The 13,337-nt window shown below is 36.8% G+C and carries 14 protein-coding genes and 1 pseudogene; 4 read left to right on the top strand and 11 right to left on the bottom strand.

The annotated features are described in order from the left end of the window. Positions 1-233: pseudogene (locus ACIQ32_RS08995) on the top strand (hypothetical protein); the annotation flags it as partial. Between the two features lie 82 nt (positions 234-315). On the opposite strand, the gene ACIQ32_RS09000 reads toward ACIQ32_RS08995, so the two are convergent. Next, positions 316-1,053: a lysophospholipid acyltransferase family protein gene (locus ACIQ32_RS09000; RefSeq protein ID WP_396195355.1), complete on the bottom strand. Its 738-nt coding sequence runs from the start codon at positions 1,051-1,053 to the stop codon at positions 316-318. A 74-nt stretch (positions 1,054-1,127) separates the two neighbouring features. Here ACIQ32_RS09000 and trpS point away from each other — a divergent pair, with 74 nt between their 5' ends. Then, complete coding sequence (gene trpS, locus ACIQ32_RS09005; protein WP_396195356.1) at positions 1,128-2,105, top strand: tryptophan--tRNA ligase; 978 nt, start codon at positions 1,128-1,130, stop codon at positions 2,103-2,105. Here the strand turns inward: trpS and ACIQ32_RS09010 are convergent, their stop codons facing one another. Together ACIQ32_RS09010 and dprA are read right to left on the bottom strand one after the other, a co-directional pair. Further along, positions 2,106-3,509, bottom strand: coding sequence for a hypothetical protein (locus tag ACIQ32_RS09010; protein WP_396195357.1), 1,404 nt, complete (start codon positions 3,507-3,509; stop codon positions 2,106-2,108). 11 nt (positions 3,510-3,520) lie between these two features. Then, positions 3,521-4,624 (bottom strand): DNA-processing protein DprA, encoded by a 1,104-nt coding sequence (gene dprA, locus ACIQ32_RS09015; RefSeq protein WP_396195358.1) that lies wholly within the window; start codon positions 4,622-4,624, stop codon positions 3,521-3,523. A gap of 102 nt (positions 4,625-4,726) precedes the next feature. Here dprA and ACIQ32_RS09020 point away from each other — a divergent pair, with 102 nt between their 5' ends. Both ACIQ32_RS09020 and ACIQ32_RS09025 read left to right on the top strand, forming a co-directional pair. After that, a complete protein-coding gene (locus ACIQ32_RS09020; RefSeq protein WP_396195360.1) occupies positions 4,727-5,671 on the top strand; it encodes an SPOR domain-containing protein in 945 nt (314 codons plus the stop codon). 62 nt (positions 5,672-5,733) lie between these two features. Next, positions 5,734-6,243, top strand: coding sequence for an acyl-CoA thioesterase (locus ACIQ32_RS09025; RefSeq protein ID WP_396195361.1), 510 nt, complete (start codon positions 5,734-5,736; stop codon positions 6,241-6,243). A 32-nt stretch (positions 6,244-6,275) separates the two neighbouring features. On the opposite strand, the gene ACIQ32_RS09030 is transcribed toward ACIQ32_RS09025, so the two are convergent. From ACIQ32_RS09030 to ACIQ32_RS09065, 8 genes are all read right to left on the bottom strand, one after another. Next, the gene (locus ACIQ32_RS09030; RefSeq protein ID WP_396195362.1) at positions 6,276-7,532 is read right to left on the bottom strand and encodes a murein hydrolase activator EnvC family protein; all 1,257 of its coding nucleotides are present in this window, start codon (positions 7,530-7,532) and stop codon (positions 6,276-6,278) included. Between the two features lie 23 nt (positions 7,533-7,555). After that, on the bottom strand, positions 7,556-8,341 hold the full coding sequence (locus ACIQ32_RS09035) for a DUF4292 domain-containing protein (protein ID WP_396195363.1): 786 nt from the start codon (positions 8,339-8,341) through the stop codon (positions 7,556-7,558). Further along, the gene (locus tag ACIQ32_RS09040; protein ID WP_396195364.1) at positions 8,341-9,690 is read right to left on the bottom strand and encodes a tetratricopeptide repeat protein; all 1,350 of its coding nucleotides are present in this window, start codon (positions 9,688-9,690) and stop codon (positions 8,341-8,343) included. Before ACIQ32_RS09040 ends, ACIQ32_RS09035 begins: the two co-directional genes overlap by 1 nt. Positions 9,691-9,699: 9 nt before the next feature. Continuing rightward, entirely contained in the window at positions 9,700-10,710 is a 1,011-nt protein-coding gene (locus ACIQ32_RS09045; RefSeq protein WP_396195365.1) for a sugar phosphate nucleotidyltransferase, read from the bottom strand. 54 nt (positions 10,711-10,764) lie between these two features. Next, entirely contained in the window at positions 10,765-11,199 is a 435-nt protein-coding gene (dut, locus tag ACIQ32_RS09050; RefSeq protein WP_396195366.1) for a dUTP diphosphatase, read from the bottom strand. Further along, positions 11,196-12,662 (bottom strand): lipopolysaccharide biosynthesis protein, encoded by a 1,467-nt coding sequence (locus ACIQ32_RS09055; protein ID WP_396195368.1) that lies wholly within the window; start codon positions 12,660-12,662, stop codon positions 11,196-11,198. The genes dut and ACIQ32_RS09055 overlap by 4 nt, the downstream gene beginning before the upstream one ends. A 41-nt stretch (positions 12,663-12,703) precedes the next feature. Beyond that, the gene (locus ACIQ32_RS09060) at positions 12,704-13,141 is read right to left on the bottom strand and encodes a GNAT family N-acetyltransferase (RefSeq protein ID WP_396195369.1); all 438 of its coding nucleotides are present in this window, start codon (positions 13,139-13,141) and stop codon (positions 12,704-12,706) included. A 79-nt stretch (positions 13,142-13,220) separates the two neighbouring features. Further along, a partial coding sequence (locus tag ACIQ32_RS09065) for a F0F1 ATP synthase subunit gamma (protein WP_396195370.1) occupies positions 13,221-13,337 on the bottom strand: 117 nt, incomplete at its 5' end.

Below are 13,337 nucleotides of genomic sequence, written 5' to 3' on the forward strand. Positions count from 1 at the left end.
CCATTTCCGTGGTTTCAGACAATAGAACTATCGTTTTGGGAGCAGCCAATAACCTAAATAACATTCACTTTAGCACCAATATTGGTTTAGGATTAAAATATGATTTACTGAAATCTTTTGAGTTTCATATCGAACCAACTTTTAAATACCAAATCAACACCTTTAGCAATGATACCGGAAACTTCAGACCCTATTTGTTTGGCGTTTACAGCGGCTTTAGTTATAAATTCTAGTTTGTTCTTGTTTAAAATTAGTTAAGTGGTGTTATTGCTTTCGAGTAATAACTGAAAAGAGTTCCGCATTACGGAACTCTTTTTAATTTTGGTCGGTTTGTAAATCGTTCAACAACAACTCTCTAACCTCACTTTTAAGTGTTTTTTTGTATTCGGGACTTTGGTTTTTTGTTTCAAAAAAGCGGTGGACTTTTACCCGCATCAAACCCGGACTTCCACTAAAAAAAGTATAAGAAAACAATCGTTTATTATCAAAAAATGTCATGGGAACTATTGGAATTTCGTGATCTATAGCCAAGCGAAAAGCGCCATCTTTAAATTCGTCCAATACTACACTTTCATCAGGAACACCGCCTTCAGGAAAAATGCAAATGCTTAAGCCTTGGTGCAATCTTTGCTGTGCTCTTTCAAAAACGGCCATGCGGCTTTTAGAACTGCTTCTGTCCACCAATATACAGGTTCTTTTGTAGAAAAACCCAAAAAGTGGAATCTTTGAAAGCTCTTTTTTCCCCACAAAAACAAAAGGATTTCTAATAACCGATAACATCAACATGATATCGGTCATGGAAGTATGATTGGCTACAAACATATAACTCTTCCCTTCTTCGGGTTGTTGCTCAAATTTCACTTTAGTCCTAAATCCCATTCCGAAAAGAATAAACTTAGCCCAAATTCGAGCCAACACAAAAAAGTAAGGATACCATTTCTCTGAAAGTATGGAAACCAACAAAAACGGGAACATCACTATGATTGGAATCGCAATTAAAATATAAAACCAAACGCGATATAGTATCCAAAAAATAATTTTCAAGACTCTCATATTGTCAAAAGTAATCAAACGTATGCAATTTTTGCTACAAAGGCTTAACTTTGCGGGAAGAAAATATATTCAAAATGCCAAAAATACTAACCGGAATCCAAAGTACCGGAACGCCACATTTAGGAAACTTATTGGGAGCTATTTTACCAGCTATTGAAATGTCGAAAAACCCAAGTAACGAATCGTTTTTGTTTATAGCCGATTTGCATTCGGTAACTCAAATTAAAAACGGTGACGAACTTCGCCAAAACACTTACAGCACAGCGGCAGTTTGGTTGGCTTGTGGTTTAGACGTAAATAAAGTGGTTTTTTACCGTCAAAGTGATGTGGTACAAACTGCCGAACTGTCTTGGTATTTGAGCTGTTTCTTCCCGTTCCAACGGTTGACTTTAGCGCATTCTTTTAAAGACAAAGCCGATCGTTTGGAAGATGTAAATGCCGGTTTGTTTACGTATCCGATGCTGATGGCTGCTGATATCTTGTTGTATGATGCCAATTTCGTACCGGTAGGCAAAGACCAAATGCAACACATCGAAATTACCCGCGACGTGGCTTCTCGTTTCAACCACCAAATGGGAGAAACTTTTGTTTTACCCGAAGGAAAAGTACAAGAAGAAACCATGTATGTTCCGGGTACCGATGGGCAAAAAATGAGTAAATCACGTGGTAACATCATCAATATTTTCTTGGATGACAAAGCCTTGCGCAAGCAAATCATGAGCATAGAAACCGATAGCACACCATTAGAAGAGCCTAAAGACACCGCTACTTGTAAAATCTTTGCCATTTATAAATTGGTGGCCGATGCCGAGCAAATTGCGGAAATGAAAACCAAATACGCCAATGCAAACCGCGATTTTGGTTACGGTCATGCCAAGCAAGCTCTATTCGAATTGATTTGCGAACGATTCAAAACCGAAAGAGAGCAGTACAACTACTACATGAACAATTTACCCGAAGTGGATGCCTTGTTACAACAAGGTGCAGAAAAAGCCGGGAAAATTGCCGACGGTGTATTACAAAGAGTTCGTTTAAAATTAGGCTTTGAATAGTTATTGTTGAATCAATTCTCCATTACGATAATACAACTTGACGTCGTTTTTAAACTCAAAATCTTGTTTTAAAATGGCGTTGGCATTGGGTGCCAATTCGCTAAAACGATATTCTACAACGGAACCGCTTCTCACAAACAAATGATTGCTTTCGGTTTGAAAAGTAGCCAATTTTTTTCCGACATATGCATTGAAAACTGTTCTGGTGTCTTCTCGGTTAAAATGAATGTAATGAAAGTCGCCCGCTTTGATGAAATGTGCCGTTCGCGGAATTTCAATCGAATCATACAGTATGGCGTTTTCTAAAAGCACCATATCATATAAGGATTCATTGGCCACACGAAGGTTGTTGGAACTTTCTCCTGTTGGCGGATGTTCATAAAAAGTCTCAAACGGATTTTGACCTGTTTTAATCGTTGTTATGGGCGATAATCTTCGGATTTCTTTCGGATTATAATCCGTTAAAAACACCTGAAAACTATCTATTTTAAATTTCATACCGGTGTAATAACGATCTAATTTTGGCGGTTCTGCCGTATAATCAAAAGTTTCCGATTCGGTGTTAAAATTTATTGCGGACAATCGATTCCAAAGAAAATTCAATTCCAAGCAAACTACTAAACCAACCAAAAAATACACCCATTTATATTTACTTCTGTTGATGGTAAATGGTTGGTATTGCATTTCCGATTCCCTTTTAAATTGACTGATTTGTTCAGAAAAAGTCGGATCAATGGCGACGTATTTTTTCATTGCGGCAAAAGTTACTTTGGCCAACTCAGAATTGTTATTGAGATAATACCAATTCTTAACCGCTGTGAAAAGCGCTTTCATTTTCTCTTCTAAGAAAGGGGATTTGAACTGGCTGACTAACCCAAAAAAATCTTCTTCTTTGATGTAGGTTATCTTTGAAAAATCGCTTTGTTTTGGTGTTAATGCTGTGGTTGCGAGCTCTAATTTAGTTTGCAATTCCTGAACTATTTTTGCCGAAACAGATTCGGGGAAAAACCCTTGGATTTCAGCTAATGCTCTCAAATCAGAAAAATTATTTTCTGTCATTCTTTGTTGGATTAACCGAAGCAACTCTGTTCCCAAAAACAATTCTACGAATAATCTGGTATTGCGATTGCTTTGAAAGGAGAGCGAATGGGAAAACATACTTCTGGGATAATCTTTCTCGGTAAAAAAATTAACCAGTACGCGTTGGTGCATTACATCTTCTAAAGCCTTACTGTGATGCAGTAAGGCTTCTGAAAATTGACTAATAGTATCTTCCGTAATTTGAGGGTTATGGTTTTTTGCCTCTTGTAATTTTGCTATCAATACCGAAATATCGTTAGCCGAAATATTTTCCAATTTAGTGGCAGTAATAGACAAAAAATCAGCTGTTTGGATGACATTCATAAGTTATGCTTTTAAACCGCTTCAAATAATTTTCCCGGTAATGGTCGGATAACGCCTTTTAACTCCATATTTAAAAGCGTTGACGAAACTTTAAAAATCGGGCAATCACAGGCTAAGGCTATAATGTCTATAAGCTGTTTGCCGTTTTGCTGCAAGTAATCATAAATTTTTTGTTCCTCCAAATCTAAAGACACAAAAAGCTGTTTTTGGATGGATTTGGGTGGATTGGTAACCACTTGCCAATTCAAATTATAAATTATATCTGCTGCCGAAGTAATCAATTGTGCTCTTTGGGTTTTGATCAAGTCGATGCAACCTTGACTGTATTTGTCTGTAATTCTTCCGGGCAAGGCAAACACATCTCTATTGTAATCGTTGGCTAAATTTGCCGTAATTAACGAACCTCCTTTGTCGGCACTTTCAATAACAATAGTGGCTTCGCTCATACCGGCTACTATGCGGTTTCGCTTTACAAAATTCTCTTTTTCGGGACTGGAACTACTCCAAAACTCGGTTAAAAAACCACCGTTTTGTTCCATTTTGGCAACATACTTTTTGTGACTTTTGGGATAAATTTGATTCAAACCATGAGCCAAAACGCCTACGGTTTGCAACTGATATTGCATTGCAGTTTGATGAGCCACTATATCAACACCATAAGCAAATCCGCTTACAATTATGGGATTGAATATAGCTAAATCTTCCAAAAGCTTTTTACAAAATTCCGTTCCGTAGGCTGTCACTTGTCGGGTTCCGACAATGCTAATCATTTTTCGATTTCGAAAATCAAAATTTCCGGAAGCAAATAACAAAACCGGACCGTCGATACAATGTTTTAATCGTTCCGGATAATTGGCGTCTGTATAGTATAAAACCTGAATGCCTTCTTGTTCAATAAATTCTATTTCGGCTGTTGCCTTTTCAAAAATTGATTTGTCTTTCAGTTTTCGAATTAAAACCTCGCCTATTCCTTCAATGGCTCGCAACTGATTAGGTTTGGCTTGAAAAACATTATAGGCTGAACCAAAGGCGGTTAATAGCTTTTTAGCCATGATATCGCCAACACCTTCAACTTGTTGAAGCGCCAAAAGATAAAATAATTCGTTTCGATTCATATCAATAAAATACTACAAAAATAGCGGTTTTTTCTTTGGGATTGTTAATAAAAATTGTGAATAATTTTTTGATACTACTATTGTTTCTCTAAATTTGTCGGTATGAAGATTGAACAATATATTTCCCAATTATTATATCGCTATCAGTGTGTTACTGTTCCGGGGTTTGGTGCCTTTTTAACCGAATTCCAGTCGGCGCAATTGGATGAGAGTTCACATTCTTTTTATCCGCCTAAAAAATTAATTTCTTTTAATCCGTTTCTCAAAAACAACGATGGCTTATTGGCTAATCATTTGGCACAAGCTGAAAAAATAGCCTATGAAGCTGCTGTTAATGCTATTCAAAACGAAGTATCGCATTGGACAACTAAAATCCAGGAGTTTGGTTATTTTTCGTTGAAAAACATTGGCGAATTTTCCATGAATTCCGAAAGAAATTTGGTTTTCATTCCGGCAGATCAAATCAATTACCTCAAAGAATCTTTTGGATTAAGCCCTTTTATGTCGCCGGCTGTTAAGCGTGAGGCTTACAAAAAAGAGGTGGAAATAATCGAAGAAAAAGCGCCAATCGCCTTCACACCGGAAAAAAGAAAAAGTTACAAAGCACTAAAATATGCGGCTGTTTTTGCTTTATCAATTGGTTTAACTGGCGTATTAGGATATAAATTATACGACAATTATTTGACACAAGTTGAACAAGAAACGCTGTTGGTGCAGTCGAATGTTCAGAAAAAAATCAACCAAAAAATTCAAGAAGCTACTTTTTTCATTGAAAACCCTTTGCCTAGTGTAACGCTAACAGTACCAACTGAAAACATGCCTTATCATGTAGTTGCCGGCGTTTTCAGAATAGAAGGCAATGCGGAAAAAGCTTATGCTTCTTTGGTTAAATTAGGTTTCAAAGCCAAAAGGCTGCCTCAAAACAAACATGGGTTATTTCCGGTATTGTACGGAAGTTTTTCTACTTATGCGGAAGCCCAAGCTACTATGAAAGATATTCGTAAACTGGACAACAAAGACGTTTGGTTATTGATAGAAGAATTATAAAAAAGTCCCGAGAAATCGGGATTTTTTATTTACTGTAATTACCTTTGCAAAAAATTACCGCTATGACTCCTAAACATCCTTCTGAATCTTTAACCGTTTTAACCGATTTGGTTTTGCCCAGTGAAACCAATCCGTTGAACAATCTTTTTGGTGGCGAATTACTGGCTCGTATGGATAGAGCCGCCAGTATTGCCGCCCGAAGACATTCTCGAAGAATAGTAGTGACTGCTTCGGTCAATCACGTAGCTTTTAACCGAGCTATTCCTTTAGGTAGTGTGGTAACTGTAGAAGCCAAGGTGTCGAGAGCTTTTACTTCGTCTATGGAAATTTTTATTGATGTATGGATTGAAGACCGAGAATCGGGCAACAGAACGAAAGCCAATGAAGCAATTTACACTTTTGTGGCGGTTGACGAAATGGGACATCCTGTTCCGGTACCTCAAATTGAACCGGAAACTGAATTAGAACAACAAAGATTTGATGCGGCTTTGCGAAGAAAACAACTGAGTTTGGTGTTGGCCGGGAAAATGAAACCTAACGATGCTTCAGAATTAAAAGCCTTATTTGTATAAAAAAAGCCCCTGATTTGGGGCTTTTTATTTTTTTATCGTCCGGATAACCAAGTCGACGGATTGAAAAAAACCGAGTTTTGTGAAACCAAAAACTTAACTACTGTTTTACCGTCAGCATCTGTTCTGATTTTTCCCAACACTTGTTTGGCCGAAACTTTATCGCCTACACTAACCGACACTGAGCTTAAATTTTGATAAATGGTAAAGAAGTCTCCGTGGCGAATAACTACGGCTTTCTTCAGCGGCGTTAATTGCTGCACTTGGGTTACTTCTCCGGCAAAAACAGCTCGGGCTGATGCTCCGTTCTCGGTTGCAATTTCAATACCGCTATTGTGTATTTGTAATGTTTTAAATACCGGATGCGGTTGGTCTCCATAGCCCAAACTAATTGCCCCTTTTTCTACAGGCCATGGCAAACGTCCTTTGTTGGCTTTGAAATTATCTGATACTATTTTACCTTCAGGGGTTAAAATAATTTTGGTTGATGACTCAATGGCTTTTTTCTCAGCCGCCGTGGTTTTAGGATTTGTTTTGGCGTTGGCTGCTGCTGTTTTTTTATTGGCAGCCGCAATAGCATCGCGAATCATTTTCCTGATTTGTTCATCAATTCGTTTGGTTTCCTGCTGTTTCTTTTTGATTTCGGCAGCAATTTTACCTTTCTCTTTTTTGATTTGGTTGGCTATTTTTTCTTGCTCTTGCTTTTCCTTTTCAAGCTCCTGTTTTTCCTTTTCTTTTTCGGCAATCAGTTTTTCTTTTTCCTGTTTTTGGGCGCCAATCTTTACATTATAATCTTCCAGTTGTTTGGTTTTCCCTTTGATTTCTTCACCTTGCATTTTGCGATAGCTGGCGTATTGCTTCATGTACTGCGCTCTTTTATAGGCTTGCAGAAAGTTTTCTGATGACAATAAGAACATCGCTCTGCTTTGCTCAGAACGGCTTTTATACGACTTTACAATCATCTGAGCGTAATCTTCCCGTAACTTTTCTAAATCGCGGTTGAGTTGGTTAATTTTTAATTGGTTGATGTAAATATCGTTGCTCAATAACTTGGTTTGCTTTTCGGTAGTTTGGATAAGTTTTTCTTTGAGTCCGATTTTTTCCTTTTGAATCAACAACTGACTTACAACCGACTTCTCTTTACTTTTAACCGATTGCAATTGTCTTTCTTTTTCTTGGATTTCCAGTTGAATTTTAGCTTTTCGTTCTTCGAGTTCTTCTTGCGTTGGCGGTTGGCTCCACATGGGTGTAGCTAAACAAAAGAACAGTAAGCAGAAAAAGAATTTTGGCATAATGATAGTAAATTTTGGCTCGACTAATTTATAAAAATTCTGTCATATCCGTCGGGAACACTGTACGGAAAAGACAATTCTTCATTAAAGGTAACCGAATTATAATCGATGGCTATTTCGGTTTTGCCTTTCTTCTGACTGGCGTTGATGAACAATCCGGAAGGAAGAATGGCGGTTGTAAACGTTTGAAATTCGGAATAATTCACAGCAAAAGCTCTCTCCTTTTCGGGTTGAACTACTTCTTGTTTTTTGAGCAAGTAATTTTTTGACTCAAAGAAAAATGATTTTTCCGTTTTATTTTCCGTGGCATTCAACTTGTAAAATTTATCGGTTACTTCCGATAGGTACTTTTGTTGGGTCAAGTCGTCTATAGGTTGTCCCAAAAGCATATTTTGTATTTTCTTGAAATCCAAATCGGTTCCCAACCATTCACTTAACGAAGCATAATCGCCTTCAAAATATGTTCCGTTGATTTTTTCGTAATACTTCACTTCATTCGGAGTAATCAAGGCTTTTGCCATGGTAATCCCTAAGAAGCGAATACTGACTAATATTTTTTCGTTTTTTTTGATTTTGATTTCAGCCGAAACGTTTTGAGATTGCTTATCATCGCGGTATTTGGCGCTTGATCGAATGTATAACGTGGAAAAATCTCTTTTATTGTTGTAATGATTTTCGATGACTTTTTTAGAAGTCAACTCATTTTCATCGACTACGTAAGGAGTGACCGAGTTGGTGTTGACCATACCGGCTTTCGACTTGCAAGAAACCAAAAAGAGTGTTGCTATGATTAGAATCCAATACTTCATTATTTCTTTTGTTTGTTAATGAGTTCATTGGCTTTGGTAAAATACTTTTCTTTCTTTTTCATGTCGCCTAAACCATTATAAGCTTCGCCGAGTTGAATGTTGAAATTGATTTCCAAAGCCACATCCTCTATAACAAAATCTAAGCCAGTCTCTAAAATTGAAGTCGCTTTTTTAAAATTTTGTAATTGATTGTAAGCTAATCCCGAATAATAGTAAAACTGCGGTTGTGTTGGGAAAAGTTGCGTTAATTCGTCCGCTTTTTTAGACAGCACGTCAAATTGGTTGTTATCGGTATAAGCTTGTAACAGCAATAAGAGCGTTTCCATTTCTTCGGGTGCATTTTTGAGGTACATTTCGAAGTATTTAACGGCCTTAACCCAATTGGCTTTATTGTAATAGAATTTACCGATTTCTTTGGCTACTTTAACCTCTTTATCATCATCAAAATAAGCAATCGCTTTATCCAAATCGGGTTCGTATTTTGGGTTGTTTTTCGCATAGATAAGGAATTCGTTAAGAATTCGATGCTTGATTTTAGAATCAATTTTTATGCTCGGCAACACCATATTCATGGCTTTTACAGCGTTATCACCATCGTTATTATTGAGATGAAACTTAAACAAACTGACTTGCGCCCAATCGGAAGTTGGGATTTCTTTCTCCAACTTCATGGCTACTTCCAATGCTTTTTCTTCTTGATTACTTTGGGAATAGAGATAGATTAAGCTGATGTAATTGGCCTCTTCTTTAGGAAACTTTTTAATTTGGTCTAACAGGTGATTCTTCTCGGCTGTTTGGTATTTTGAATCTTTAAGAATATCGGCTTTGTACAAATCGCGTTTGTCTGATTTGCCTACTTTTTCATTCAACTCATTGATGAGCTCTAATGCTTTATCGAATTGTTTGGTATTCATGTAAAGAGACGTCAAATCTTCTTTATAATCGGCATTGAATTCAATTAACTTTTGAATAATAACAATCGACTGATTGTAATCTTGGGTATCATAGCAAACATCGTACATCCCTACCCAAGCCCAACGGTTTTTCGGATCCATTTGGGTAACTTTCTCGAAATTGGCATAAGCTTCTTTGTATTTCTTTTGAGCCAAATAATTTTTACCCAACTCAAAATACACCACGGCATTATTGGGTTCGAGCTCTTTGCATTGTTCCAAAGCTTCAATAGCCTTGTCGTAATTTTCGATTCCTTTTTGCTTGAGTGATTCGTAGAAAAAATTTTGAAATTTATCGTCTACAGCTGCCACTTCTTCGGGTTCAGTTTGAGCCAAAAGAAGCGTTGGAATGAAAAACATTCCGAAAAGCCAGCGATACATTTTTAATTTCTTCATTTGTTTTTTTTATTCTAAAACCGAATAATCCCCTATACTAATACTGGTAAAATCCCCGTCAAAATTCACATGATTTCCAATCATTGCATTATTCAATTTGGCATTTTTAAGGTGTGCATGTGTTTGAATCAAACTGTTTTGGATTTTGCTGTTGGTTACATGCGTTCCTCTACCCAAAGAAACATTTGGTCCTATCACCGAATTGATGATGGCTACATCTTCACCAATGTAACAAGGTGGAATTACTGTAGCATTTTCCAATCTAACTGTGTCGGCGATTAAATTTTCTCCGTCATCATGTAAAAATCCTAACATTCTGGTGTTGGTTTCAACCGTTACTTCTTTGTTGCCGCAGTCCATCCATTCGTCTACTTCACCCGGCACAAATTTCATGCCTTTTGCCATCATTTGTTTGATACCATCGTTGATTTGGTATTCACCGCCGTGGATGATGTTATTGTCTAAAACATGTTGCAGTTCATTTTTTAAAACCCCAACGTCTTTGAAGTAGTAAATTCCGATAACTGCTAAATCCGAGACAAACTCTTTTGGTTTCTCTACTAATTCTACAATTTCATTGGCTTCGTTTAAATTAATTACTCCGAATGCTTCCGGCTGGTCTACTTGTTTTACCCAAATGACACTATCAGCTGATTGGTCTAAATTGAAATTGGCTCGAATTAAAGTATCAGCGTAAGCAATAACTGCCGGACCGCTCAATGACTCTTTGGCACACATAATGGCGTGACCGGTGCCGAGCGCTTCGTTTTGATAATAAATAGTTCCTTTAGAACCTAATTTTTCGGCAATGGCAATTAAATCCTCTTCTACTTTTTTTCCAAAGCTTTCGTGAATGATAAAGGCAATTTCTTCAATGTCTTGATTGAGCACTTTGGCAATATCTTCCACTAAACGGTGAACAATGGGTTTTCCGGCTATTGGAATTAATGGTTTTGGTATGGTTAAAGTATGGGGACGAAGACGAGAACCGCGACCGGCCATTGGAACTATTATTTTCATTGATCTTGAATTAAATATTTTGAATTAAACTTTCTGCTTACTGAACACCGTCGATTATTTCACTCCGGTACTGCCAAAACCGCCTTCTCCTCGAGAAGTTTCAGAGAGTTCCTGAACTTCAATCCACTCGGCGCGTTCGTGTTGGGCGATTACTAATTGGGCGATTCTTTCACCGTTTTCGATGGTAAAATCTTCTTGGGATAAATTTACTAAAATCACCCCAATTTCTCCGCGATAATCGGCATCAACTGTACCCGGAGAATTTAAGACGGTAATTCCTTTTTTAGCAGCCAAACCACTTCTTGGTCGGACTTGGGCTTCGTAACCTATAGGAAGCTCTATAAAAAGGCCTGTTTTAACAATGGCTCTTTCCAAAGGTTTTAACACTACTGATTCGGTTAAATTGGCTCTTAAATCCATTCCGGCCGAAGCGATAGTTTCGTAGTTAGGCAAATCGTGTTGTGACTTGTTGATTATTTTTATGGTCATTGGGCTTTTCTTTTAATGATTTTGGAAAGCGTTGCTTTTTCGTTGTGGTAAATAAAGTATAAAAATAACGATAGCAATACTATCTTAACGAAATAATTTTCTCTTAAAATGGGGATGTAAAACGAAATTCCCGAGAAGATCAGTGAAAGCAGTAAATATTGCAATATCGTTTTGATATCGTAAGGAATAGGATATTGCTTTTGACCCATCTGATAGGAAATAATCATCATAGTGCCATAGGCTGAGATTGTGGCAATAGCAGAACCGTAATAACTTAATCCTTGTTTGATAAGGATGTAATTGAGTAAAAGTGTTACTAAAGCGCCAACAATGGAAATATAGGCGCCAATTCGGGTTTTATCGATTAACTTATACCAAACTGAAAGATTTGTATAGATCCCTAAAAAGAAATTGGCTACCACGATCAACGGTACTACTTTAATAGCTATCCAATAGCTGTCTTCAGGAACTAACGGCAATTTCAATAAGTCGATAAAAGCGATGACAAAAAAGCTTATAAAAGATCCGAAAATCACGAAATACTTGGTAATAGTAGCATAGGTTTGTTGGGCATTTTCATTAGCAGCATAACTAAAAAAGAATGGCTCTATTCCTAATGTATAAGCGGTTCTGAATAAAACCATAAACATTCCAATCTTATAACAAGCAGCATAAGCTCCGATATCTGATTTGGAAACATTCATCCAATCTAACAAAATTTTATCGAAATGTTCATTGATGGCAAAGGCTACTCCGGCAATTAAAATGGGTAAACCATATTGCATCATTCTTTTCCACAAAGAAAAATCGAACTTCCAATTAATTTGGAGATAATTTGGAGACAAGACCGCAAAAGTGGCCAAACTGGCTATTAGGTTGGCAACAAATATGTATCCGACTTGAAAGTTTTCAAAGTAAATACTGTTAAAAAATCCTTCGTTATCAACTTGGGCTAATTTGGGTAACAGCAATAAGAAAAACAAATTCAGCACCATATTTAAGCCTACGTTCCCTATTTTAATAAAAGCATAAAACATTGGCCTTTGCATGGCTCTTAGTTTTGAAAAAGGAATAATAACCAAAGCGTCGAGAACCAATATCCAAATGGTGTAAGTGATGTATTCAACTTTTATTTCAGACCAATCGGATAAGGTATTTCGGTACAATAGGGATAAAACCAAAAACAAGATTGAAGTCCAAAATAGCGAAACAGTTGCTGTAGTAATAACTCGCTTTTTATCATTTTCGGTATTGTAGAATCTGAAAAAAGCGGTTTCCATTCCATAAGACAGTATGACATTAAAGAATACCAGCCAAGCAAACACTATAGAAACATCTGCAAATTCTTGTTTGGGTAATTGGTCAACATAAAGTGGGTTGAGTAAAAAGCTAATCATTCTTGGCAGCACGGTGGCCAAACCATAGATTAATGTTTGTTTAAAAAGGCTTTTATATAAACTCAAAGTGATATTTGTTAGTGAAACAAAAATAGGATTTTATTGTATTAGGAAAATCCATTTTCATCAATAGTTTTGATAAAATGAAAACCTCTTGGTACATAGCCTAAATTGTAGTAGAATTTATGAGCGGGAAAATTTCCGGTGAAAGCATCTAAAACAATACAAGTACAATTTAATGCTTTGGCTTTAACATCTATATAACTTGAAATTATTTTGCCTACTCCTTTTTGTCGGTAATTTGGGTGTACTATAAAATTGTCGATTTCGATGTATTTGCCGGTCCATAATTTGGTGCCGAACCAAAAGCCTGTTAAACCCAAACAAACGTTGTTTTCAAAGACTGCCACTTGTTTATAGCTTTTCGGAATCATATCAGTCAAGAAAGATTGATAACGCTCTACCGTCATATTGGGATACAAAAATTGCATCGTGTTGAATTGTTGGAGCATTTCGTTTAAAGTGGTGAGTTCTTTGACTTCCATCGGGTACAATTTTATTTTAAAAGTAATAAAAAAAGAGCCAACTTTCGCTGGCTCTTTTAAGGTAAAATATTGTTTAAAATTATCCGTTCAAAGCTTCCGCACCACCAACAATCTCTAAGATTTCGTTAGTAATAGCCGCTTGACGCGCTTTATTGTAAGTTAATTTTAATTGGTTTCTCAATTCGGTGGCATTATC

The sequence above is a fragment of the Flavobacterium sp. genome (assembly GCF_044373165.1).
Classification (GTDB): Bacteria; Bacteroidota; Bacteroidia; order Flavobacteriales; family Flavobacteriaceae; genus Flavobacterium.

Excerpts from the sequence above, each read along its gene's own strand:
- ACIQ32_RS09000 (WP_396195355.1), bottom strand. The coding sequence starts at position 1,053 with ATGAGAGTCTTGAAAATTATTTTTTGGATACTATATCGCGTTTGGTTT.
- trpS (WP_396195356.1), top strand. The coding sequence starts at position 1,128 with ATGCCAAAAATACTAACCGGAATCCAAAGTACCGGAACGCCACATTTA.
- ACIQ32_RS09010 (WP_396195357.1), bottom strand. The coding sequence starts at position 3,509 with ATGAATGTCATCCAAACAGCTGATTTTTTGTCTATTACTGCCACTAAA.
- dprA (WP_396195358.1), bottom strand. The coding sequence starts at position 4,624 with ATGAATCGAAACGAATTATTTTATCTTTTGGCGCTTCAACAAGTTGAA.
- ACIQ32_RS09020 (WP_396195360.1), top strand. The coding sequence starts at position 4,727 with ATGAAGATTGAACAATATATTTCCCAATTATTATATCGCTATCAGTGT.
- ACIQ32_RS09025 (WP_396195361.1), top strand. The coding sequence starts at position 5,734 with ATGACTCCTAAACATCCTTCTGAATCTTTAACCGTTTTAACCGATTTG.
- ACIQ32_RS09030 (WP_396195362.1), bottom strand. The coding sequence starts at position 7,532 with ATGCCAAAATTCTTTTTCTGCTTACTGTTCTTTTGTTTAGCTACACCC.
- ACIQ32_RS09035 (WP_396195363.1), bottom strand. The coding sequence starts at position 8,341 with ATGAAGTATTGGATTCTAATCATAGCAACACTCTTTTTGGTTTCTTGC.
- ACIQ32_RS09040 (WP_396195364.1), bottom strand. The coding sequence starts at position 9,690 with ATGAAGAAATTAAAAATGTATCGCTGGCTTTTCGGAATGTTTTTCATT.
- ACIQ32_RS09045 (WP_396195365.1), bottom strand. The coding sequence starts at position 10,710 with ATGAAAATAATAGTTCCAATGGCCGGTCGCGGTTCTCGTCTTCGTCCC.
- dut (WP_396195366.1), bottom strand. The coding sequence starts at position 11,199 with ATGACCATAAAAATAATCAACAAGTCACAACACGATTTGCCTAACTAC.
- ACIQ32_RS09060 (WP_396195369.1), bottom strand. The coding sequence starts at position 13,141 with ATGGAAGTCAAAGAACTCACCACTTTAAACGAAATGCTCCAACAATTC.